21 protein-coding genes are annotated in these 24802 nt (G+C 42.4%); 11 read left to right on the top strand and 10 right to left on the bottom strand.

The genetic code is table 11. The features are described 5' to 3' along the window. Positions 1 to 299: 299 nt before the first annotated feature. Positions 300 to 2123: a M4 family metallopeptidase gene (locus AB8613_RS15780; RefSeq protein ID WP_372384117.1), complete on the top strand. Its 1824-nt coding sequence runs from the start codon at positions 300 to 302 to the stop codon at positions 2121 to 2123. Between the two features lie 182 nt (positions 2124 to 2305). Here AB8613_RS15780 and AB8613_RS15775 read toward each other — a convergent pair whose 3' ends face one another. The 4 genes from AB8613_RS15775 to AB8613_RS15760 all read right to left on the bottom strand — a co-directional run bounded on the left by AB8613_RS15775 (position 2306) and on the right by AB8613_RS15760 (position 6925). After that, positions 2306 to 3331, bottom strand: a complete 1026-nt coding sequence (locus AB8613_RS15775) for an aldo/keto reductase (RefSeq protein ID WP_285954411.1) — start codon at positions 3329 to 3331, stop codon at positions 2306 to 2308. 106 nt (positions 3332 to 3437) lie between these two features. Next, positions 3438 to 4391, bottom strand: coding sequence for a Gfo/Idh/MocA family oxidoreductase (locus tag AB8613_RS15770; protein WP_372384116.1), 954 nt, complete (start codon positions 4389 to 4391; stop codon positions 3438 to 3440). Positions 4392 to 4594: 203 nt separating this feature from the next. Then, complete coding sequence (locus tag AB8613_RS15765; protein ID WP_372384115.1) at positions 4595 to 5539, bottom strand: DUF1932 domain-containing protein; 945 nt, start codon at positions 5537 to 5539, stop codon at positions 4595 to 4597. A 174-nt stretch (positions 5540 to 5713) separates the two neighbouring features. Beyond that, positions 5714 to 6925 carry a LysR family transcriptional regulator gene (locus tag AB8613_RS15760; RefSeq protein WP_285954408.1) on the bottom strand — a complete coding sequence of 404 codons (1212 nt, stop codon included), beginning with the start codon at positions 6923 to 6925 and terminating at the stop codon, positions 5714 to 5716. 451 nt (positions 6926 to 7376) lie between these two features. Between AB8613_RS15760 and AB8613_RS15755 the strand changes: the two genes are divergently transcribed. The 10 genes from AB8613_RS15755 (at position 7377) to AB8613_RS15710 (ending at position 17564) form a co-directional block, all read left to right on the top strand. After that, positions 7377 to 8375 (top strand): DctP family TRAP transporter solute-binding subunit, encoded by a 999-nt coding sequence (locus AB8613_RS15755; protein WP_050621285.1) that lies wholly within the window; start codon positions 7377 to 7379, stop codon positions 8373 to 8375. Positions 8376 to 8478: 103 nt separating this feature from the next. Continuing rightward, positions 8479 to 8973 (top strand): TRAP transporter small permease, encoded by a 495-nt coding sequence (locus AB8613_RS15750; RefSeq protein WP_050653371.1) that lies wholly within the window; start codon positions 8479 to 8481, stop codon positions 8971 to 8973. A gap of 9 nt (positions 8974 to 8982) precedes the next feature. Further along, positions 8983 to 10248, top strand: a complete 1266-nt coding sequence (locus tag AB8613_RS15745; protein ID WP_082241965.1) for a TRAP transporter large permease — start codon at positions 8983 to 8985, stop codon at positions 10246 to 10248. A gap of 15 nt (positions 10249 to 10263) precedes the next feature. After that, positions 10264 to 11196, top strand: a complete 933-nt coding sequence (locus AB8613_RS15740; RefSeq protein WP_372384114.1) for an AEC family transporter — start codon at positions 10264 to 10266, stop codon at positions 11194 to 11196. A 51-nt stretch (positions 11197 to 11247) separates the two neighbouring features. Next, on the top strand, positions 11248 to 12318 hold the full coding sequence (locus tag AB8613_RS15735) for a Gfo/Idh/MocA family protein (protein WP_372384113.1): 1071 nt from the start codon (positions 11248 to 11250) through the stop codon (positions 12316 to 12318). Positions 12319 to 12327: 9 nt separating this feature from the next. Beyond that, positions 12328 to 14151: a bifunctional sugar phosphate isomerase/epimerase/4-hydroxyphenylpyruvate dioxygenase family protein gene (locus AB8613_RS15730; RefSeq protein WP_372384112.1), complete on the top strand. Its 1824-nt coding sequence runs from the start codon at positions 12328 to 12330 to the stop codon at positions 14149 to 14151. A 521-nt stretch (positions 14152 to 14672) separates the two neighbouring features. After that, positions 14673 to 15878, top strand: a complete 1206-nt coding sequence (locus AB8613_RS15725; RefSeq protein ID WP_372384111.1) for a DUF1611 domain-containing protein — start codon at positions 14673 to 14675, stop codon at positions 15876 to 15878. Next, positions 15875 to 17011 (top strand): alanine/ornithine racemase family PLP-dependent enzyme, encoded by a 1137-nt coding sequence (locus tag AB8613_RS15720; protein WP_372384110.1) that lies wholly within the window; start codon positions 15875 to 15877, stop codon positions 17009 to 17011. The genes AB8613_RS15725 and AB8613_RS15720 overlap by 4 nt, the downstream gene beginning before the upstream one ends. Further along, complete coding sequence (gspS2, locus tag AB8613_RS15715; protein WP_372384109.1) at positions 16968 to 17333, top strand: type II secretion system pilot lipoprotein GspS-beta; 366 nt, start codon at positions 16968 to 16970, stop codon at positions 17331 to 17333. Before AB8613_RS15720 ends, gspS2 begins: the two co-directional genes overlap by 44 nt. Continuing rightward, positions 17334 to 17564: a hypothetical protein gene (locus tag AB8613_RS15710; protein ID WP_285954400.1), complete on the top strand. Its 231-nt coding sequence runs from the start codon at positions 17334 to 17336 to the stop codon at positions 17562 to 17564. Positions 17565 to 17728: 164 nt separating this feature from the next. On the opposite strand, the gene AB8613_RS15705 is transcribed toward AB8613_RS15710, so the two are convergent. The 6 genes from AB8613_RS15705 to AB8613_RS15680 all read right to left on the bottom strand — a co-directional run bounded on the left by AB8613_RS15705 (position 17729) and on the right by AB8613_RS15680 (position 24715). After that, complete coding sequence (locus AB8613_RS15705; RefSeq protein WP_016792302.1) at positions 17729 to 18325, bottom strand: tyrosine-type recombinase/integrase; 597 nt, start codon at positions 18323 to 18325, stop codon at positions 17729 to 17731. Between the two features lie 229 nt (positions 18326 to 18554). Then, a complete protein-coding gene (locus AB8613_RS15700; RefSeq protein WP_372384108.1) occupies positions 18555 to 19265 on the bottom strand; it encodes an isocitrate lyase/phosphoenolpyruvate mutase family protein in 711 nt (236 codons plus the stop codon). A gap of 372 nt (positions 19266 to 19637) precedes the next feature. Then, positions 19638 to 22028, bottom strand: a complete 2391-nt coding sequence (locus AB8613_RS15695; protein ID WP_372384107.1) for a putative bifunctional diguanylate cyclase/phosphodiesterase — start codon at positions 22026 to 22028, stop codon at positions 19638 to 19640. Further along, complete coding sequence (locus AB8613_RS15690) at positions 22025 to 23077, bottom strand: spermidine/putrescine ABC transporter substrate-binding protein (RefSeq protein ID WP_372384106.1); 1053 nt, start codon at positions 23075 to 23077, stop codon at positions 22025 to 22027. The genes AB8613_RS15695 and AB8613_RS15690 overlap by 4 nt, the downstream gene beginning before the upstream one ends. Before the next feature lie 331 nt (positions 23078 to 23408). Beyond that, positions 23409 to 23852 (bottom strand): type II 3-dehydroquinate dehydratase, encoded by a 444-nt coding sequence (aroQ, locus tag AB8613_RS15685; protein ID WP_050621174.1) that lies wholly within the window; start codon positions 23850 to 23852, stop codon positions 23409 to 23411. Between the two features lie 23 nt (positions 23853 to 23875). Then, complete coding sequence (locus tag AB8613_RS15680) at positions 23876 to 24715, bottom strand: shikimate dehydrogenase (RefSeq protein WP_372384105.1); 840 nt, start codon at positions 24713 to 24715, stop codon at positions 23876 to 23878. Positions 24716 to 24802: the final 87 nt, after the last annotated feature.

Here is a 24802-nt window from a genome sequence, read left to right as displayed (position 1 = left end):
GAAGTTAACTTAGAAACTTTCATCCCATAAATTAAAACAAAGCGGTTTTTAATAACTCCCTACCCTTCATATATTTACGATAAATAATAAAATTAGATTTTATAAAAATAATTTGATCAATAAGGGTTTTTGTAAACTTTGAATTACATACTCTAAAATTTAATCTCTAATAAAAACTTGTCATAAGCCGAAATGCTCTTCCAATCTTGATTCGCAACACATGGCATTAGTGTGTTGCATATAGACTTCCTATAAAGCCGTTGGGAAGAAGGAGTTTATATTAAAATCAGGAACGAAAAATGAACCAACAACGTCAACTAAGCTGGAAAATAGCAGCCATTCTAGGTACCTCTTTCGGCTTTACTGCACACGCTGCAGAAATGGTCAGAGTCGATAGTGATGCATTACTACAACAAAGCCTCGTTGCTCAGTCGAAGAGTGTTGCTCCACTTGAATTAGGTTTTTCTGAAGTGAAACGGGTGGTATTGCCCAATGGAAAAACGAAAGTCCGCTACCAACAAACTCACTTAGGTTTACCCGTCTTTGATACTTCGGTCGTGGCCACCCTCTCCAAGAACCAACCCACTCAGGTGTTCGGCTCCATGGCACAAGGCATCAGTGGTGACCTATCCAGCATCGCGCCAAAACTGAATCAGGAACAAGCGATTGAAGCCGCATTGTCTGCTCATCGCACATTTACCGTCGGCAAAAAGTCCATTGAAAACAAAAACGCGAAACTGATGGTGAGATTGGATGAGAACCAAGTTGCCCAAGTGGTGTATCTGGTCGATTTCTTTATCGCATCCTCTATGCCAGAGCGCCCTTTCTACTTTATTGATGCTACGACTGGCGATGTTCTCCAAAAATGGAATGGATTAAACCACGCTAAATCGTCTGGTACTGGCCCGGGTGGTAACCTCAAAACCACTCGATATGAATACGGAAGTGACTTCCCTAGCTTTCCCATCGACAAAACAGGCACGACGTGTAAGTTAGAGAACGATTCGGTTAAGACGGTCAACTTGAATCATGGAACCTCTGGCAGCGCTGCCTACAGCTACAACTGTGCCGACGGAACCAACTACACCGATCATAAATACATTAACGGGGCATACTCGCCTCTTAACGATGCGCACTACTTCGGTAATGTTGTCTTCGATATGTACAAAGAGTGGATGAACACCTCGCCGTTAACCTTCCAGCTGACGATGCGAGTTCATTACAGCACGGATTATGAAAATGCCTTCTGGAATGGTACATCGATGACTTTTGGCGATGGCAAAAATACCTTTTACCCACTGGTCGATATCAACGTGAGTGCTCACGAAGTCAGCCACGGGTTCACAGAGCAAAACTCGGGGCTTGTGTACCGAAATATGTCGGGCGGTATGAATGAAGCCTTCTCAGACATTGCGGGCGAAGCGGCTGAATATTACTTGCGTGGCAATGTAGATTGGATTGTTGGTAGCGACATATTCAAATCGGAAGGTGGCTTGCGTTACTTTGATCAACCTTCAAAAGATGGCCGCTCGATTGATCATGCCTCTCAATACTACGACGGTTTGAACGTTCACTTGTCTAGCGGTGTTTATAACCGCGCCTTTTACCTTTTAGCGAACAAATCGGGTTGGAATGTACGTAAGGGCTTTGAAATATTCACAGTCGCAAACCAACTGTATTGGACGGCAAACAGTACCTTTGATGCTGGTGCTTGTGGCGTAGCGAAAGCCGCAGCCGACATGGGCTATGTGGTTGCCGATGTTGAAGATGCTTTTAACACCGTAGGCGTGAATGCAAGCTGTGGTGTCACACCGCCAACTGGCAATGTACTAACGAAAGACACTCCGATTGCGAACCTAAGCGGGAATCAATCCTCAGAGAGCTTCTACACCTTCACTGTGGATTCTGCATCAAACGTGACGGTTTCAATGTCTGGCGGCTCAGGCGATGCCGACCTTTACGTGAAATCGGGTAACAAGCCAACCACATCCAGTTACGACTGTCGCCCTTATCGCGCTGGCAATAATGAGCAGTGCAGTGTGAGCGCGCAACAGGGCGTGACTTATCATGTGTTACTGCGCGGATACTCGAACTATTCAGGCCTCACGTTGCGTTTAGATTGAGTTAGAACAAAAAGCGAACCGCGTTAAATGGAGATCAACAAGGCAAAACTGTTTTGCTTATTAGGTCTTGAAATAAAAAACCTCCGGTTACGTAGGCGTGACCGGAGGTTTATTGGATAGATTGTCATTGATACTACAAGTAAGATAAAGCGAGTAAGATACAACTAATAATCGAGCAGTGATTAGAACTCTTCAGTATCAATCTCGCGTTGAGTTGCCGCGTTATAACGTCCACCAGCTATCTTGTTTTGAGGAATAATATCGTCTATCACGCGCAACAATTCATCAGAAACCGATAACTGCTGTGCATTCCAGTTGTCCTCTAAGTGTTGGAGGCTTGTAGTACCCGGTAATGCGATAGAGTTCGGTGCTTTTTTCAAAGTCCAAGCCAATGCCAGTTGTGCCAGAGTCGGAGTTGAACCGCGATTGTCATTAATCGAAAAGCCGTTCTCTTCGGCAAACATCGGCAACACAGACTCAAACTGTCGTACTAAAGACAAATTAGACTCGAAGTGTTCATCAGAGAAACGTGGCATGGCTAAGCGAATATCACCAGCGACAAACTGATTATCTTTCACTTCACCTGTCAACATACCGCGGCCAACAGGACTGAATGACACAAAAGTTGCATCTATCTTTTGGCACTGTTCGATAACCGCGATTTCTGGATTACGCGACCAGAGTGAATATTCAGATTGTACTGCTGCGATCTTATGAACCGCATTAGCTTTGGCGATGGTGTCGGCAGAAACTTCTGACAAACCTATGTGTTTGATCTTACCCTCTTCGACCAAACGAGAAAGTTCACCAATGCTCTCTTCAATCGGAACGCTTTTGTCCCATCGATGCAGGTAGTACAAATCAATGACGTCAGTATTCAAACGTTGTAGTGAATCTTCACACGTTTTACGAATCGTTTCTGGCCGCCCATCAATCGCTCGCTTGCCATCAGGCCCTTTGAACATTCCACATTTACTAGCGAGGAAAAACTCATGACGACGATGACCAACCGCCTCAGCTAACAGTGATTCATTCGCACCAAAGCCATACAACGCAGCCGTGTCGAGCATGTTATAGCCCAGATCCAACGCTTGATTGAGTAACTTAATGCTATCCGATTTCTGCGGTGGAGTGCCATAAGCATGCGACAAGTTCATACAACCTAAAGCCACTGGCGCTAATGTCTGCCCACCAATACTAGCCATCATCGTTTATCCTTTTACTGCTAAAAATACCAACTGTTCACTAACACGACTTTAAAGAACGGTTCTTCTTTAAGTCACTACTGAGCGTTAACTTGCTACTCAGTTTTAATTACTCAGCTTCAAGTAACTGTTCAAGCTTGTCTAATGTTTCCATGGCAGGAAGGCAGCTCGCCACACTTGAATTTGGCTCACGACCCGTTTTGATTGCATCGAAGAATTCACGGTCGATAAGTTCAATACCATTATTAGAAACCGCAACACCTTCTAGCGAGATAGGGTTTTCTTTGCCGTCATACAGGTCATCATAGCGCGCTAGGTAAGTGCCCTCTTCACAGATGTAACGGAAGAACGTACCAAACGGGCCATCATTGTTGAATGACAGTGAAAGCGTACAAATTGCACCTGATGGCACTTTCATACCAATGCTCATGTCCATCGCGATACCCAAGTCTGGGTGAATTGGACCTTGAAGTGCTTGAAGTTTTGTTGCCTGTTCACCGGTTTGGTATTGGAAAAGATCAACAGTATGACAAGCATGGTGCCAAAGCAGGTGATCGGTCCAACAACGAGCTTCACCTTTAGCGTTGGTGTTTGTGCGGCGGAAGAAATATGTTTGTACGTCCATCTGCTGGATATGGAGTTCGCCGGCAGCAATCTTGTTCTGAATCCATTGGTGGCTTGGGTTGAAACGACGAGTGTGGCCAGCCATTGCGATTTTGCCAGATTTCTTTTGAGCTTCTACCACGCGGTAGCTATCTTCGATGTTGTCCGCCATTGGGATTTCAACCAAAACATGTTTGCCTGCTTCCATACATTCAATCGCTTGTGCTGCGTGCATTTGTGTTGGCGTAGCAAGAATTACTGCTTCCACCTCATCAAGTGCAAGTGCGTCAGATAGGTTGGTAAAGCCCTTTGAATCATGACCATACTCTGTGATCAGTTGATCAAGCTTATCTTGCTCTGGAGAAACCATCGCAGTTACGCGAACGCCTTCAATTTCACGGATAGCATCCAAGTGTTTACGTCCAAAGGCACCTGTCGCGCCCACAACACATACGTTCATATTCATTCCTTTAATTTGATACCCGCCCTGTTTGGCCGGTGTTGCTTAATGCTTTTTACTTAATGTTTGATTACTTAATGAATTACTTAGTTGCTTAATTGCTTAATTGCTTAATAATCGATGGCTTCTACGTTTAACCTTGCTCCGCATTCAACTAATCACAACATTCGCTTGCTTAGATTTTCGATTTTTTGGCTATGCCGTTATTCATTCAATGCGCGAGTTCCAGTATTGGCCAATTGCCCTAATACCAAATCACTCAATGTAGATAGGTCTTGCCCTTGATACTCGACTGGCATCTTACCGAGTGCGCTATGCCACTCCATCGCACCGTTCACCATCGAGCCATTCAAATTTAGTTCGCTTAAGGTATTAGACACCTCTTTAAGCTCGTTAGAACGTCGCTCCCCATGAGATAACATACGTTCCAAGTGATATTGGCCGAGATCGTTCAATGGCAGAGCTGGATACGTTGTACTGAGTGATTCGAGCACATGATTTTCAACCCCCGCTTTACGCGCTGCCAACAAACATTCCGTAGTGAGAGCTTCAAGTCCTTTTACCATCACAGAACGGATCATTTTGATGCTTGATGCCTCACCCACTTGGTCAGACACCACTTCAACTTTGAAGCCAAGTGAGATCAGTATCGGTTCAATTTCTAATGCTTTTTTTCCTGAGATCAACAATGGGATTGCAGATGTTCTTCCCAACACCGGGGCCATAATTGCAACATCAAGATAGCTTGCACCACATGCTTCAATAAGCTCAGCATTCCTTTGTTTTACTTGGGGTGAACATGAATTACAGTCCAAGAATATCTGTTTGGACGTGAATGTTTTCGCTACGTTTTTCGCCACAGCTTCAGCTTGATCGGCCGTCACCAATGAAAAGACTAACTCAGCACCATTTATCGCCTCGTGAGCTTCAAATGCACCTTGAACGCCATGCTTAATGTATTCAAGAAGAATGCTTTCGCGGTGCTGTGCATGGTTACTTTTGATATCGAATCCACTAATCACTTCTGGTGCTTTATCACCCCAGCTCACCAAAAATTCTTGTGCAGCTTCACCAAAACCAATGAACGCAGCTCTTGTTATCGTCGCCATAATTCTCTTTTTACCTGCCAACTTATCTGCGTTTTTCATGACAGTTACCTTAGCATTGGCACCTACAGAGCGATAATCAAATAAATATAAGGGGTATTCAATTTTGGAAAAATGCCTTCACTTTTAGACCGCACTTGAGTGTCATGATTTAAGTTGAAAATAGAAAGCCAAACAGAAAACACAACAAGCCGAACTGAACTCAACTGAGAATAACTAAAGCTGTACACCTTTCTCACGTAACAACGTCAGAAAATGGTTTTGAACCGAGGTAGCAAACCAGTTTTTCCGCATGGTTAAACCGATTGGGCGTGACTGCTTTTTGCAATCAAATGGCAGAATGGTGAAGTGCCCCTCTTCAAGTTCGCGAGTGATCTGGTGCTGAGAGAGAATCGTTAATCGATCGCTGCCTAAAAGCAGTTCTCTTACCAACATCTGCGAGCTCGCCTCAACAATTCGAGTGGGTACATCACGTTCCTGAGATGTGAAAATGTCTTCAAACATTCTACGTCCAGGTGTGTTTACATTAGATACAACCCAACTCGAATCTTGTAAATCATCAAGTGTTATTTGCTCTTTCAAGCTCAATGGATGATCGTTTCTAGAGAGGATTTTGTTATGTGATTGAAACAGAGTTTCTTGGCGAATATCAGTGCTCGGTGATGGGAAACGCAGCGCACCAATGAGGATATCTAGGTCACCGTGGCGTAAGTGATTGAGCAAGTCTTGATACGGGCCGTCGATCACATGAATTTGGCAATCAGGGAACTTACGAGAAAACTCATTGATGGTGTTTGGTAGTAAACATGTACGAGCAAGAGGCAAACAGCCAACCGTAATCACACTGTTATGGCGGTTACTCAATAAGCCAACCTCTTCGATGCCTTGCTTGATTTCTACGAAGGCTAATTTACTCGACATCACCAGAGCGCTACCAGCTTTACTAATCGTAATACCCGTGCTGTTTTTTTCGAATAAAGTGATACCAAGGATCTCTTCAAGATCTTTAGATGCACGATAAACTGACGACTGCGACACTTCCAAAATTCGACTGGCTTCAGTAAAGCTTTGACCGTTAGAAACCGCGATCAATGCTTTCAATTGAGTGGTCGTTATATTGAACAAATAGCGCTGAACACTGCTTTTTCGCTGGCCTTTCGCGACTTTTAGTGAATCAGCAATGCCTTTACTGATGTACTCTAACGCACGTTCAATTCGAAATGAAAACGCTTCTCCTTGTTCGGTCGGTTTCATGCCATCGGTGGTGCGTTCGAACAGCTCACTATGAATGTTTTTTTCCAGTTTCGCTATCGCTTGTGTGATGGCTGGCTGAGACAAAAACACCACTTCCGAAGCCTTGCTAATGCTTCCAGTATTCACCACTTCTGATATCGCTCTTAGGTGTCTCAAGTTTGGAATATTTAACATGTTATCGCCTCAAAAGTGCTGTCAAACTGCCATTTACATTCAAATTACAAATACAAATGACACCTTCAAAAACGTTGCCAAATGACTCATTTAAACCCCGTCAACTATCGAACACATTCAGCACATTTTTTGAATACTCTTCCAGCAGAAAAGCTGAAATCTGTGAGTTGATGTAGATAAAATGTAACTCCACCAAGGTAAAGATGTGACTTCATTCTCCAAAAAAGAAATACACAAAAATTCATTTTCAATCCCCTTTTTCAATACATAACTCACAGCTATATATCAGTAACCTACTGTTTTATAGTGCAATGCAAATAGAATATCAAACTGTAACCCCAGCACGAATAGTTAATGTTATCTCAAAATTGAATAACACTTTCACTATATGAATTATCGGTTGTTAATTTTAGGTGATAACTTTATCGACGTAGAAACAGGAGGTTCACAAATGAAAACAATAACTAAACTTACACTCGCTCTATCGCTTGCATATGCAGGTTCTGCTGCTGCTCTGGACATCACTATTGGGCATGTAGATTCACAAGATTGGACGATCTCTAAGAAAGGCGCTGCAACACAGGTTTTCAAGAACCTTGTAGAGGCTGAATCTGGTGGTCGAATTAATGTAAATATCTACCCTTCAGGTCAACTTGGTGGCGAGACAGAGCTACTTCAGTCGACTCAAGAAGGCATGCTAACCATGACTATGGTTTCTGGTGCTTACTCTAAGCTTTGTAAGGAAGCGAACGTACTAGAAATCCCTTACCTGTTCCCTTCAGCTCCTATTGCTTGGGAAGTGCTAGATGGTGAGTTTGGTCAAAAATTGAATGACCAATGTTTGAAAACAACGGGTCTACGTAACCTCGCTTATGGCGAAACAGGTTTCCGCCATTTCACAAACTCAAAGCGTGAAATTACTACGCCGCAAGACTTAAACGGTCTTAAAATCCGCGTAATGACAACACCACTTTACGTTGAAATGATGAAGTCATTGGATGCAGAGCCTACACCTATTGCATTCCCTGAAGTTCCTGCCGCTCTGACCACTGGCGTTATCGACGGACAGGAAAACCCTGTCAGCGTAATCAACGCGAACAAATTCTATGAACTTCAGAAATACATCACTCTAGACGGTCACGTTTATGGTACTGATTTCTTATTAATGAATGACGATTTCTACACATCTTTGAATGCCGAAGACCGAGCCATCATTGATCGTGCTGCAAAAGTTGCAGGCACAGTAGGTCGAGCTATTCAGCAAGTGAATTCAGCAGAAGGCTTAGAAGTACTTGCTCAAAAAGGCATGAAGATTACTTCGCTAACGCCAGAGCAACAGAAACAATTCCGCGATAAGACACAGCCCGCTGTGATCAAATGGTTATCAGGCACTATCGATTCAAAATGGATTGATGATGCACTAGACGCAGTAGAAACCGCGACTAACTAATTCATAACCGAATAATCAATACAAAAACCCTACAGCAGTACTTATAAGAAATGAGTCGTTATACCTCTGATGTATAACGACTCTTCCCAAGGAGACAGGGAACATGATTGAGCAATATAAAAAGCTACTTGCGATTCTCGCCGGGGCTTCACTCTTCAATTTGTTTGCAGTGATGTTGATCACCACAATCAGCCGTTACTTTTTTAATACCTCTATCCTATGGGGCGAGGAGCTAAGCAAATACTCAATGATTTATGGCGTTATGTTCGCTACATCATTGTGTTATTTAGAAGGCTTACACATCAAATTTTCTGTTCTTGATTCAGTGAAATCAAAAGCATTTCAAAAAACGCTGGAAGTCATTGTCGACCTATCTGTTTTGTTATGTTCGGTGATCTGGACTTACTCAGCGTACCTATTTGTGATCAAACGCGGAGGCATTGAGTCAGCTGGTATTGGAGTCTCTATGTACTACTTCCAATCAGCATTGATTGTTGGCGGCGCTTGCCTATTTATAGCCGCTACACTGCGTTTAATTCAGCACGTGAAATCAGCGCGTGTATCCACAAGAACTCAAGCTATCCAAAGCGACGTATAAGGAATCGTTATGCCTTCAATTGCCTTAATGGGATCCATGCTAATTTTTGGTATTCCTCTCGTATTCAGCATCATCTTGGCGATGTCGTTCTACGTCTCTAGTACTCCCATCTCTATCAGCCTAATAGCCCAACGTATTTTTAGTGGTTTGGATTCTTACTCTATCCTTGCGGTTCCTCTGTTTGTTCTTGCGGGTGAACTAATGAACAAGAGTGGTATCACTAGCCGTATCATTGATTTCGCTAACGCATTAGTGGGTCACTTTCGTGGTGGCTTAGCTCAAGTGAATATCTGGTCTTCAGTGATGTTTGCTGGTATCTCTGGCTCTGCAGTTGCTGATACCTCCGCACTTGGCCGCGTGTTCATTCCTCAAATGGAAAAAGAAGGCTACAGCAAAGAGTTTTCTTCAGCGTTAACGGCAGCGTCTTCGGTTATTGGGCCGATGATTCCACCTAGTATTCCAGTGATCATTTATGCGCTTATTGCGAGTGGCGTATCTGTCCCTGCCCTATTCTTAGCGGGTATTGTTCCTGGCGTATTGTCTGCGGTTGCTCTGTCTATTTTCGTGTTTATTTACGCGACTCGTCACAACATAAAAAGCAACGTGGTTCGTCAAAGCCGCCGTAAAGCGTTGGTAAAAGCGTTTGTTCCGCTAACAATGCCAATCTTCATCCTTGGTTCAATCTTGATGGGTATTGTGACGCCAACTGAAGCAGCGGCGTTCGCAGCTTTCTATGCGCTACTAGTTGGTATGTTCGTGTATAAATCTCTAAGTTTCAGTGACCTACCAGAAGTGTTCATGCGTTCAATGCGCGACTCTTCAATTGTCTTGATCCTGATTGCCGTTGTATCTGTAGCGAACTGGATTCTTACTTTCTCTCGCGTTCCTCAGTTCATCAGCCAACAGATCTTAGGCAGCATCAGCGACCCAATCATGTTTCTGATTATGGTAAACGTTATCTTGCTGGTTGTTGGGTTATTCCTTGAAGGCATTGCTGCAATGCTGATTCTTATCCCAATCTTTCATCCGATTGCGATGAGCTTTGGTATCGACCCTGTTCACTTCGGTATCGTAGTTATCTTCAACCTAATGATTGGCTTGATTACACCACCAATGGGGATTTGTCTGTTTGTGTCCAACACCATATCCAAGGTCGGAATCGCAGCGATTTCTAAGCAAGTGATTCCACTCTTCCTACTTGAAGTATTGGTGTTGTTCTTCATCACATTTGTTCCGCAAAGCGTGCTGTTCTTGCCACAGCTATTCGGATACTAGAGCACACACAAAACCATGTCTGTATATGAAATATTGCTGCCGCTGATACTGATTGTCGCGGCAGGCTTTCTCACGACTAAAAATGGCTTTTTCTCTCGCCATTTCATCGGTGACGTAAGCAAATTCGTTCTTTATATCTCACTTCCTGCGGTCATTTTTGGCAGTGTCACTCAGTTAAATTTGAGCGAAGCCATCAACAAGAACTACATGTTGATCTATGCCGTAGGCGGTTTGCTGTGTATGACCATCGCAGTGTTGTATAGCCGGTTAATCATGAAGTTGAAGTGGCAAGATTGCTTCATCAACGCTTTAGGTAGCGGGATGCCAAACAGCGCATTCATAGGCTTTCCTATCGTGTTGTCGATTTTTAATGGTCAATACGCAGAAGCGTTTCTAATGAGCGTATTGATTGAAAACCTCGTGTTTATTCCAGTGTGTTTGGTGTTGCTGGAGTTCTCGAATGAAACCGACTCATCGCTCAAAGATCAACTTATCGAGATTGGAAACAGGCTAAGAAAGAACCCAATCATCATTTCGATCACTTTAGCGTTGAGCATCAACCTATTAGGTATTCAGCTGCCATTCGTGATTGAAGAAAGCGTTGGTGTTCTCGCCAAAACTTCAGTCGCTTTAGCACTGTTTGCGATTGGTGGAATTTTGGGGCAATCACTGGTGCTAAACCAAAAATCACGCATTGCGCTGGTTACTAGCATCAAATTAATTTGCTTCCCAATTATTGCGCTCGGTTTACTTTTGGTCTGGCCGGTAGAAGGAGATTTGAAATATGTGCTGCTTATCTTTTGTGCATCACCAATGCTCTCTATCTACCCCATTCTTGGCGGGATTTATAAGCAACAAAACTTCTGCGCAAACACATTGATTATTACGACGCTGGCCTCTGGATTTACCTTATCCATCGTTGTTTCGCTCATAACTCATAACTCATAACTCATAACTCAAATAACAATAACTAAAATGTTCACTCATAAGGTCTTAAACATGGAAAAAGTTAAAATTGCTGTTGCTGGAGCAGGCTTAATCGGGAAAACACACATCAAACTCATTGTTGAAAATGAACAATGCGAACTGGCTGCTATCGTTGATCCGTTTCCAGCGGCGAAAGAGATTGCCGATGATTACGGTGTGCCCGTTTATGCGAGCTTAGAAGCGCTGTTTTCCGATGCAAAGCCAGACGGCGTGATCCTCGCGACCCCAAATAAGTTACACGCTCTGCAAGCACACGAATGTATAGCAGCGGGTGTGGCGGCTATCGTCGAAAAGCCAGTGACAGATTCTATCGAAGATGCGGTTGAGTTATTGAAACATGCAAAACATGAGAACAGTAAAATACTGGTGGGCCATCACCGCGCTTATAGCCCTCTTTTGGAAACCGCTAAAAAGATCATCGACAGCGGTGAGCTTGGCAAACTGGTTTCTATTATGGGCAGCGCGGCATTTTACAAGCCAGATTATTACTTTGATGAGGGCGACTGGCGCAAGGTAAAAGGCGGCGGTCCTATCCTTATCAACATGATTCATGAGATAGGCAACCTGCGTCACCTTGTTGGCGATATTGTCGGTGTTCAGGCGATGAGCTCAAGCAGTGCACGTGATTTTGAAGTGGAAGATACAACAGTCATCTCTCTGCGCTTTGAAAACGGTACGCTAGGATCTTTCCTTCTGTCAGATGCGTCAGCAAGCCCACGCAGTTGGGAACAAACCTCACAAGAGAACAAATCTTACGCGACGTACGAAACCGAAGATTGCTACCACGTGGCGGGCACCAATGGCTCCCTTTCTATACCAACCATGCAGGTTAAATCATTCGCGAAAGATGTTACGCCCTCTTGGTGGAACGAGATGCTTGAGCGCAAAGAAGAAATTCATCGTGAAGACCCTTTAAAACGCCAGCTTGAACACTTCTGCGCATTGATTCGCGGCGAAGAGAAGACACCGAAGGTCAGCATTTGGGATGGCCTGCAGAATCTATTGGTTATCGACGCGATCATCAAAGCTTGTGAAACCGAGCAATACGTACCCGTTCAAGACGTAACACCGCAGCTTAAGTAAGGAGCCACCATGAAATATTCAATCGCGACTGTGTGCTTGTCTGGCACGCTAGAACAAAAAATGCATGCAGCCGCTAAAGCGGGCTTTCAAGCTATTGAGATCTTTGAGAATGACCTCACTCAATACCGCGGTTCAGCTTCTGACGTTAAACGTATCGCAGACAGTCTTGGCTTAGAAATTCTTGTACTACAACCGTTTCGCGACATGGAGGGCATGCCTGCTCACCTTCGCCAGAAAAAGTACAGCATGCTTGAACGTAAAATGGATCTAGCCCACCAGCTAGGTACCAGCCGCTTAATGATGTGCAGTAACGTGCACCCTCAATCTTCTCCTAACATTGAGCAGTGCGCTGAAGACTTATACGCATTAGCAGAACTGGCAAAACGTGAAGACATGCAATTAGGCTATGAAGCTCTAGCATGGGGTCGCCACATTGCCGATTATGATGATGCTTGGAACCTAGTGAAAACGGTCGACCACCCTAACCTTGGTGTGGTTCTCGATACCTTTCACATGTTTGCACGCGGAAACACATTGGACACGTTGAAGAACGATATTCCGGTCGACAAGATCGCTCTAGTTCAAGTGGCCGACGCACCCAAAATGCAGATGGATATTCTTCAATACAGCCGCCACTATCGTTGTTTCCCTGGCCAAGGTGACTTCCCAGTTATCGATTTCGTAAAAGCGCTTAAAGACAAAGGCTACAACGACTATTTATCCCATGAAGTCTTCAACGATGAATTCCGTTCATCATCGCCAATCGAGAAAGCGATCGATGGCGTGCGTTCTTTAAAATGGCTAGAAGACCAAACTAACGATGCTTTCAATGCACCTAAGATCCACGACCTTAGTTTTATTGAATTCGCAGTTAAAGAGCGCGAGAACAACCCTTTCTCAGATGTGATTGAGTCTCTTGGTTTCCGAAAGACCCATTGCCATAAGAGTAAGAATGTTGATTTGTACCAACGCGGTGACATCAACTTCATCTTCAACTACGAGAAAAACTCGAACGCACAAACTTACCGTGAAGGCCATGGTGAGTCGGTTTGCGCGCTCGGCGTTATCACTGAAGATTCAAGCCGTCTTGTTGAGCTGGCAAGCCGCTACAATAGCCCAACCATTCATCAGACGCGCCAAGAGAATGAGTTAGACATCCCTACTCTCAAAAGCTCTGGCAACTTGCTGATTCACCTTCTTGAAGAGAACGAAGCGTCTAAGTTTTACGAAGTGGATTTTGAATCCGTAGCAGATCAAGCTCCGATGAACGACAACTTCACCCGCATCGACCACATGGGTCAAGTTGTAGCGCCTGACGCACTGCTGTCTAACCTGTTCTTCTACAAGTCCATCTTCGGCTTTGTACCAGAAGAGAGCTTTGACCTGCCAGATGTGAACGGCCTAATCACTAGCCGTACCATCAAGAGCGCCAACAGTAAAATCAAGATCGCATTGAACAGCACCAGCGCTAAGCAAACCTCAGCACAGCGCTTCTTGAACGACTCTAATGGTGCGAGCATCAACCAAATTGCCATGGAGTGTAAAGACATCTTCTTAGCGGTTCAGGATCTCTCTCCTATCTATCAGTTGAAGATCCCGAACAACTACTACTTAGACATTCAAGCGCAATTTGATTTACCCGATGAGTTGATTCAACGCCTAAGTGAAAACAACATTCTGTACACGGAAGACGAAACAGGCAGCTTCTTCCATTTCTACACCAAAGAGATTAATGGCTTGTTCTTCGAAGTCGTTCAGCGTGTGGGAGATTACAGTAAATACGGCGAGACTAATGCGTTCATTCGTCTAGCGTCACAAGCAAATCAGTTCTAACAGGCATTGTTGCCTAACTCGTTTCACCCAATATATCCGTCGCCATACAACCTCACTTACATGGCGGCAGATATATTAACTTGCTATTTTTCTTCTTGAGCTTTGCTGCACTTTACTCATCTTCGGTAAGTGCAGCTTTTTTTGTATCGTCGGGGGAAGCCGTTAGAGACGGTTGTCATTACTGAGGGGCTCTAACAAGCTTTTAGACAGTAAAAACGCGTTAGACCAAAAAATCTAATTAACTTAACTGATATTAGAAAAAACATCTTGAAACCTTAAAGCTGAGAGGTTGATACGGCGATGTTGAACAATGAGTCTTAGATCTCTAATCAGTCACGTTAGTATGAGTGAAGCCGGAAGTGATAGACTTAGAAAACGTATGAATAATAATCAACAAAAGTCTGGTGAGTGTGTTACCTTGGTCTCTATCCCTACCGCTTAGTAGGGACTTCTTTTCTTTTCCGAACTCACATCTCGGCACTCCTTAGTTGCCCTCCTAAGCCTCACAGCAGGCTTTAATTATGTCAATTTCAACCCAAAAGTTAAGAAACATATTCAAACTCACTAGAATTGAAAATGTAGAAACCAACAATCACGTACCCCATATAGCGCCTTGGTTACCACTTGCTCAAAAAGTAAAACCTGTCATCCCTTCTGCGATTATATATTGCGAAGGTAATTTTGGTAAAGTTGATGGTAAAACCGCTAATGGATTAGTGAGGCATTCGTTAAGCTATCGTATTCTATCGGTTATTGATAGTGAGTCTGCTGGCTTAGATGCTGGTGAAGTTCTTGATAACAAAGCCAATGGAATACCTATCCTTGCTAATGCTGAAGAAGCTATCATTCACGCGGAAAGCATTCCCGATTACTTCATTTTTGGCATTGCGCCATCAAGTGGTTTTTTATCTGACTTAGATAAAAGCATCATTTTAAATGCCATGTCACTAGGAATGAACATCGTAAATGGCTTACATGAATTCCTAACTGATGATCCTCTATTTTTAGAAGCTAGCTTAAAGAATAACGTTCGAATATTCGATACTCGCAAACCCAAAAATAAAGGCGATCTGAAAACGTTTAGCGGGAAAATACACAACGTTGAATGTCCGAGAATTGCTGTAATGGGGACGGATTGCGCGCTAGGAAAACGAACAACAGCGACAATATTGGCGAATGAACTGACTAAAAAAGGCCTTAACGTCGTTCTGATTGCCACTGGTCAAACCGGTATTATGCAAGGCGCACAATACTGCGTTGCACTCGATGCTGTCCCTTCACAATTTTGTGCCGGTGAGTTGGAATCTGTCATTGTACAGGCCTATGAAAAAGAAAATCCGGATCTGATAATTATTGAAGGGCAAGGAGCCTTGAGTCACCCTGCGTTTTCAACCAGCGCTTTTATCTTACGTGGCAGTTGTCCAACGGGTGTGATACTGCAACATGCCCCTAAACGTTTATATCGTAGTGATTTTCCTGATTGCCCAATGCCTTCGATTGCCTCAGAAATCAATCTTATCGAAACGTTTTCTAATACCAATGTTATTGGACTAACACTGAATCATGAAGATATGTCGTTGGATGAAACACGCTGTGTGATAGACAGTTACACTACCGAATTTGGTCTACCGGTTACTGATGCATTATCACAGCCTGTCGAACATCTGTTGCACATCGTATCGTCAGCCTTCCCTATAATAGCAAGTAAACTGGCCGAAAAAGGGTGAACTACCCTAGGTTAGACATCGATTGTGGGAAAGTTCACCATAACGCTCAGTACCTGATTAGTCAGCTCTCACTGAAAAACATATCTGTCACGCCTGTAACAAAAGCCTTCCTCGGCCACCCTATCATCGCACAAGTTCTTATTGATGCTGGCGCAACAATGTTAGCCGATTCAAGAATCGAAAATCTTCAAAAGATGACTGAATCTGGCATTGCTATCCCTAAAATGCTGATACGTACACCCATGCTAAGTGAAGTGGCGAGCGTAATAAAATACAGTGATATGAGTTTAAACTCTGAAGTTGAAGTGATTCAGAGGCTTTCACATGCAGCGGAACAACAAAATTGCCGTCACGATATTATTATTATGGTTGAGCTTGGCGATCTCAGAGAAGGTGTGATGCCTAATCATGTGATTGATTTTATCCGAGAAGTTATTTCTTTACCGAACATCACGATAAAAGGAATTGGTACGAATTTAGCCTGTCGGTATGGTGTCGCTCCAGATGATCAAAATATGAGTATTCTTTCTGATCTTGCCGATGGAATTGAAGCTACATTTGGGATCAGTCTAGAAATTATTTCAGGGGGTAATTCTGCTTCAGTTAACTGGGCTCTTCAGAGAACAGGCTTAACTCGAGTAAATAACCTTCGTATAGGAGAAGCCATTTTTTTAGGCTGTGAGCCTTTAGAGCACGAAAATATCAAAGGCTTACATACGGATGCGGTTTCTTTGACCGCTGAAGTGATTGAATCCAAGATTAAACCGACTTTGCCTTGGGGAAGTCGAGGGTTAAATGCTTTTGGTGAAAAAGAAAGCCTTCAAGATAGAGGGGAGGTCTCACAAGCCATTGTAGCATTAGGCCGCCAAGATGTTTGTGTCAATGGGCTTAAGGCTCCGAATGGGATTAAGATAATGTCTTCAACCAGTGATCATCTTGTCCTTGAATCCTCACAAAAACCACTATTTGTAGGGGAAACAGTCACATTCTGTCTCGATTACAGGGCGCTCTTATCTTCTATGTCTTCACGTTATATCCATAAATATTTTAAGGCACCTAAAGGGAGAAGAAAGGAAGAAGGAGCGCATAATGCTACGAACAACAGTAATTATCTTCGTCAGTGTCATGCTTAGTGGTTGTCAGATAAGCCCAATGGAATCAAATGGGCTTGCCGATTATAGAGCGACGGTTATCTCAAGCCAACTGCCACAAGATTTAGGACCACTCACGCTTGTGGGTGCTAAATCAAAAGCCAATATTGTTACTATTGTTTTCGTAAAAAAGAAAACTGTAGATATGGAAAGATTAGTTGCTCGAGTAACGGTCAGTTTTTGTGAAAATATTGAAATAAGACCTTTATTGGAATATGGGATTTCCTATCGAATTTTTACCTTAGGCAAAAATGATAAAGTAGAAAGCCTTAACGTCATTTCTCTAGCTAACTGCTCTAATTGAATGCTTAGCAGTCGAATGGATAAAAGCCAATACGAGTTGTTCAATGTACTCAATGACATTATTTTATTGAAGTTTGACCGTCTTACGCCTTGGGAAAAAAACTTTATCACGGACCTACACCACAAAGCTTTAACTAAGCAGGTCATTTCAACTAAACAAGAACAACTTGTGTTGAAAATTTCAATGAAAGCTCACAAGTCAAAGAAAAAACACACACATTCCAAGATTTAATTTAAGACTGTGTATACCTGATCTGTTCAAGGTACTCTAAACCTTGGACAGATTAGTAGTATTTGTACTTAACGTATTGAAAATAATCAAGTGTAGAGGTGAATGGGTAACAACTTTCAGCGTAATGGCAATTGAAACACCTAAGTATTTAGGTTCCTTTTCAATTAACACTCAGTACCTTCTGAAAGCAACAATGCATCTTCTAATTCAACCCCAAGATAGCGGATTGTATTATCTACCTTGGTATGACCAAGTAGTAGCTGCACCGCTCGGATATTTTTCGTTTTTGCGTAGACTAACGTCGCTTTTGTTCGCCTCATCGAGTGAGTGCCATACAAGTTAGGATCCAACCCCAGATTAGAAGCCCATCTCCTCACTAAGTATCGATAGTACGAATAGCTAATCGGTTGTTGCTTTCGCCTTTGGCTTGGGAAAATAAAATTGCTGTCATGTAGCGAAGCCATCAAAATCCATTTCATTAGACTCTGCTGAGTTCTTGTCGTTATCTCAAATTGAACTTCAATATCTGTTTTGCGCTGGATATGCTTAACGCGGTTAAATATCCTATCTTGCGAAGATACATCGCAAACTCTGAGAACGAGCAAATCACTTGCTCTAAGTTTGCTATCAATAGCTAAGTTGAGCAACGCAAGCTGCATCAAATTATTTTCAATTTCTAATCTGGTTCTGATCCGCCAAATTTCCTCAAGCCGAAAAGGCTTTTTGACGCCACTTCGTTTCGTTTTGTTGAAAACTACCATGATGACCTCCTTTTTAATTTGGTCATCACGATTGTTGTCATTACTGAGGGGTTCTAACAAACTTTTGGACATTTCTGAGCTAGCGACTTTGTTAATTTAGATAAGTGCGGATAACTTTGAGTACTGCTAAACACCGTGCAGCACCTCATAATTAGGTGCCATAGGTGAACGGAGTAGGACAAACCGTTCTCCTTGGAGATATGTAGAAGAGATTTTACTTTCCTCTAACTCAATTTGTATTACTGAAAAGTGGTGCAAATGATTGAGTATCCGCGACTTTCAATAAGTCTTTTTCTAGTTTTTTATAGATCCTACTATAAGCATAATTCCCCATGCTTATACGTTTTACCCCTAACTCAGAAAGAGTCTTGAAGTCAGGCAAACGTTGGGTACACATTACGTTTAGAGGTAACTCTGTGAATTCTGCAAGAACCTTAATGTCCTCTTTTTTCTCTAAAAAGGGTACAAAAATGCCATCTACACCTGCCTTTTGATACAGGGATATACGAAGCTTTGTTTCCTCAAGTGGAGTATCACTTTTGACTAAATAAGCATCTGTTCTTGAGTTCAAGAATATGGAAATACCTGATGCACGTAAAAGTGCTACCAAACCAGAGATGGTATTTTCCATTACATATGGATCTTTTAGAACTCTCTTTCCATCTATGACTACGCTATCTTCGATGTTAATCCCAACGACCCCAATTTCAGCTAACGCCTTAATATTGTCATAAATTTCAGATATTGTTTCCCCATAACCAGCCTCAATATCAACAGTCAACGGAATGGTTGTTCGGCCCTTAATCTTAATTACAAGATCGTGCAACTCAGAAAAGGAAATTTCTTCCCCATCTGAATACCCAAGCATACGAGAAATGGCTGCACTGGAAGTACCGATACATTGGTAACCAGCCTGCTCTGCTATAACTGCACTAAACACATCCCATACGTTACATATCAGAACTGGCTCTGGTTGAAAGTGTAAGCTCCTGAAATCCATATTAATAATCCTTATAACCATCTTCAGATAAAAGCTAACACGACCATGGTATTATTGAATAGTCATGCGGATGGATTTTTTGTCTACACACCCCTATTTTGATAGAAAATGGGAGTTTTCTGTCACGGCCTCTCATCTGTAAACCATGAGCAAAAGTAAGGTGATTTCAGTGGCACGATCTACCACTGAGTAATTATGTTAACGCGCAACGGGGCATTTTCAAACTAGAAAATGCCACGGGTAAAATGTGAGCACCAAGCGATATATTATTTCAAAACTCAGAACCAGCCTTATTCTATGGTGTCATATGTTTTAACTGTATTCAGGCAAACTCCCTCTCTTCCAGGCTGCGATAAAATCATCTTCTTTTAAGGGTTTAGATAGCAAGAAGCCTTGTACTTCCTGGCATCCTTTGTTGCGAACGTAATCTAACTGACTCACTGTTTCTACGCCTTCTGCAATGATATTGAGGTCGTAAATTTTGGCCATTTCTATGATCACTTCAATAAGCTGTTTTTCTGTTGATTCAGAGTCAATTGCGTTGACAAACATACGGTCGATCTTAAGCGTATCAATAGGATAATTTATTAGTTGGCTAAAGGCCGTATAGCCGGTACCAAAATCGTCAAGAGAAACCTTCACTCCAAGTTCTTTCAACGCCTTAAGTCTCTCAATATTTTGTTCATCACCGGGTATAAAGCAGGTTTCGGTGATTTCCATTTCAACCATGTGGGCTGGAATCTCATAGCGCGTCAGTAACCCAGAAAGTACATTGACAAAGTCGGAATTGGAGAGTTGCCAGGATGAGAAATTAATCGCTAATGTACCATCAAAATTCAGCTCTTCTATCCAGACGGACAGCTTCTGCAAAGCATTTTCAAAAACCCAATAATCAATATGTTTAATTAAGCCTGACGATTCTGCTACAGGTATAAAGTCCGCTGGCCCGTAGGAGAGAAGAGCCTCGTGGCTTGTACGGATTAGAACTTCTGCACCTTTTATCTTACCTTTTTCGATATCATAAACTGGCATATAGGTTAGATAGAACTCGTTAGATTTAATCGCATCTTTCAAGTCTTCATTAATTTGAGTATGACGCTTTATTTCTCTATCCATCTCTTTTGAGTAGAATTGATAATGGTTTCTTCCCGCGACATTTTTGCAGGCATACATCGCTGAATCAGCATTGTTAACCAGTTCGGTGACAGAGTTAGCATCATCAGGGTAAACGGAAATACCGACACTGACCCCAATATCAAATTGAGTACCATCCACTTCGAAGCCGTCTTCAAAGAGAGAGAGAATTCGATGGGCAAATTCGGTAAGTATATCTAAGTCGTCCAATCCACCAACTATGATGGCAAACTCATCCCCAGATAGCCTGGCGAACTCAAGCTCAGAGATAGTTAGATTTCCCCACTCAAAATCAACAAAGCTCTCGACAAGGCGTTCTGCAAACACTACGAATAAGTGGTCACCAACATGATGTCCGTACTTGTCATTTACGTGTTTAAAGTTATCAATATCAAAGTAGATAACGGCGCACTTTGTATCTGTTTCGGTGCAGTTACTCATTATACGCGTGATATCTAGATTGAATTTTTTCCTATTTGGTAAGCCCGTCAGAGAGTCTCTTTTTGCCAGATCATCGAGATCAGTAATCAAATTAATGTACTTATTGGTAAGGATGGAGACTTCGTCGTTACTTTTGGAACGCTCTATGTAGACTAAGCCATCATGATTTACGGACTCCACTTTCTTAGTCAGTCTCTCCACTGGCTTAATGATTTGTTTTACGATTAGCCACTTTAGTAGTAAGAAAGTGACAGCCGTTACTAACAAAACAATAACAGCGTAAAGAAGTTGAAAGGGTTTATACAACTTATTGAGGTGTATTTGAGATAGGCAAATTTTGATCGACCATAAGTCATGTATTAACTGAAAACCCAATTCATAGTCTGGCAGGGTAATATCTTTTATCTGTTCTTCGTTCCCCAGCGAGTGCGAGGTAGTATTAGGTCTAAGTATCAGTTGAGCGCCAGGATCAAGCTTACTTCTCACAGACTCTTGAAATTCATTGTAGTGCCTAATTTTGGAGCGAACTACTGCAGTAAGTAATGTCTGCCCATAAGAAAAGGTTGGGACAGTAAAACTCTGCTCGGGTGTAAATGTCTTTACAACTAAAAATTCAGGGCCTTCAACACCATCGTTCAGTTTGTAGGTAGAGGCATTAACGCGAGCTACACCTTTCAAGTCTAATGCTTGTTGAATCGCAGCAAGGTGATCCGTCACAACCGTATCAGCAGAGTATTTTGCAAATGGGTCCGACGTATTAAAGTAGATAAGCTCTTTGCCATTAATATCCACTAGAGCAAAGCTCTCGATCGTACTGTGATTGAGCTTTAATTGATTGATATAAGCCGTTAGCTCTTTCTCCGTGTAATATTGAGCAGTGTCATCATATATTTCAATAAGATACTTTTGAATGTAGTAGTTCTCTAGACTCATTCTAATCGCAGAATCGAGCTCTCTAAGCGCTTCATTAAGCTCATGAGAGATATGAGTAAGTTCACTTTGTAATTGTTCCGATAGCGACGAGTTCAGTTGCATTTTTTGACTGGTATACGAAAACACTCCGGCGATGGAGAAAATTACCACCATAACAGGGAGCAGAATATAATTGATCTTTAGCGACAGTTTCATTTTTTTGTTTTATATCTTTGGTTATGAATAACAAAGAGTATTTGGCTTCTCAGGTCTGAAGCTTCTTTGCTTAGTGTCTTATAGGTAAACGATGAACCGCTGTCTAATCCCGTTGGGAACAACTCTTCATCTAACAGATAATCATCAGATGCTAAGCCCAAAACGTGTCTGTTCGAGCTTGCGAACCACATCTCTTCTGCATTTAATGCCGATCTTTCAGGTGTGTTAATAAAGTTAAGGAACTCTATCGACGCTTTGCTAATAGGCCTGTCTTTATGGACACTAAAGCATTCATGCCACATCAAAGTACCTTCTTGAGGAATGGTATAGATCCAATCATCTTGCTCTGTATACGACGCTATTTGTTCTGTTTCTCCTGAATAGATAACGGCAACTTCCATTTTAGAGCCAGATTTTTTATCTAGAGCGTAGCCAATAGCCGCTCTTATTACTAATAGCTGTTCACGGACCTTCATTAACAGTTTGTACGCTTGTGCCAATTCGACTTCATTTTCGGTCATAGGATCGAACCCTAACGCCAATAATGCGATTGCAATGGTATCTACATCGTCATCAGGAATCACAACAGTTTGAGGGTGCTCTAATGCGTAGTCGAAAACGTCCATCCAAGAGGTTATACCTTCGGTAGCTCTTGAAGACCGAAATGCGACCCCCATGGTACCATTAGCGTACGGAATGCCATGCACCCCGCAAGCTCTGCGAGACACCTCTGTAAAGTTTGAATTACCTTCCTTCAAAGTATTAGACAAATCCCCTAAAGTGCCTGCTTTGCCCAGTTCGCCAATAGTTAGCCCATCAATGATAAACAAATCATAGGCTAGGGCTTTACCTGAATACACAACAGCATCACGCAACATTTCATTTTCAAAATAAACTTGAGAAACAGTATGACCGTACTGTTCTTCAAACTCTTCTATCAGAGTGTCAGAGATATAGTCTTCCCAAGTGAAAATTTTTAGCTCTTCAGAAAAACTCTGTGTTGACAAAAAAATAGAAAAAGTTAAAGAAAAACAAGTTATGAAATGCATCAGATACCTACTACAATTGTTTTCGATGGCGTTTAACCATGACGTTAATTTTGGTCTTATTACATAAAACAATAGGCGTGATTGTGCCTCATTATTCAATATATTAGTGAGGTGTATATTAGATTTCGTGCAAATAGTTGATTTGTGGGACTAGAGTCGGCATAGAGAATTGATGTCGTTTGTACCATAAGGCATTTTGCATAGAGAGTGAGTTCAAATGGAATGTAATCGCGTACAGTTGGTGTTTTACCCTACTCCAGAACTTAAGCCGTAAAAAAGCCCCTAACGATGCTAGAGGCTTGATGTTGAGGTTTGTATTCGACTAGAGGTATTAGTCGTCTAACAGGAACTGAATCGCTAAGCCGTAACCTTTAGTTCCCATACCAATCACTGTGCCTGCGGCTACAGGCGATATGTAAGAGTGATGACGGAATGCTTCGCGCGCGTGAACATTTGAGATATGCACTTCAACAACGGGAACATCGACGCCTTTGATAGCATCATGCAAGGCAATTGACGTGTGAGTATAAGCACCTGGGTTGAATACCACGCCTACACATTCACCGGCAGTAAATTCACGACCTGCTTTGTGTACGGCATCGATCAACTGACCTTCAGTGTTACTTTGAAAGCACTCGACTTCGCAATCATATTTAGCGGCTAACTTGCGGCAGTTTTCTTCTACGTCTGCCAGTGTTTCATGACCATATTGTTGAGGCTCACGAGTTCCTAGTAGGTTTAGGTTTGGTCCGTTCAACACTAATAATTTTTTCATTGTTCCTTTCCTTACTTCTATCCTTAGACGGGATTTGAAAATTGATTTTGACGAAATTGAGATAACTCTTGAGGTGTTAATTCACGGTCGGTGAACAGTTGAAACGCATCAACCGCTTGATGAAAAAACAGTTCAAAGCCCGTTAAAACCGCGAGGTTCGCCCCCATCGCAGCTTTGATAAATTCAGTTTCAATTGGCGTGTACACAGCGTCAAATACCCACTGTTGGTTCTCTATCCAATCACTTGAGATAGGTATGCCCGGTGTCTTGTAATGCCCTATTGGAGTGCAATTAAGAAGGCCATCCGCCTCTCTAACGTGCTGCTCTAATGTTGTCTCTGTAAGACAAGTTACCTTAACATTTCTTTTTTCTAGCATCTGAGCTAAACCATGCATTTTTTCGGTATCACGGTCATAAAGCGCGATATGTTCGGCTTCTAATTCTGTTAAAGCCGAAGCCACCGCTTTACCCACACCGCCACAGCCTATAAGCACTGTTTTACCGGGCTTACAATGCCGAAAAACATTGTAGGCATTAATGAAGCCAGAAAAATCAGTGTTGTAAGCGAACGTACCTTCTGGGCGAAAGATTAATGTATTGGAAGCTTCAACTATTTTCGCTGACGTATCCAAAAAGTCAGCCACTTGAACCGCCATCTCTTTATAGGGATAAGTCACATTAGTAGCGTGAATATTACTTTCTTCCATTTGAGATGAATGCGCTCGAAAATCGGATATATCTCCACTCTCTAATGGGCTTAATTGATAATCGAGATCTATATTAAGTTGTTCTGCTAATAGGTTATGGAACTCGGGTGACTTGGATTTATCTATATTGGCACCAATAAGTCGACAGTTGATCATTTCGCTCCACCTTATTCTGGACTTTATTCAACGCTACCAGAATAGCGTTATTTAACGCCAATCACTTTTATTCAACACCCATTCATT

The sequence above is a fragment of the Vibrio sp. BS-M-Sm-2 genome (genome assembly GCF_041504345.1).
Classification (GTDB): Bacteria; Pseudomonadota; Gammaproteobacteria; order Enterobacterales; family Vibrionaceae; genus Vibrio; species Vibrio satsumensis.
This window is presented reverse-complemented; position numbering and strand designations above follow the sequence as displayed.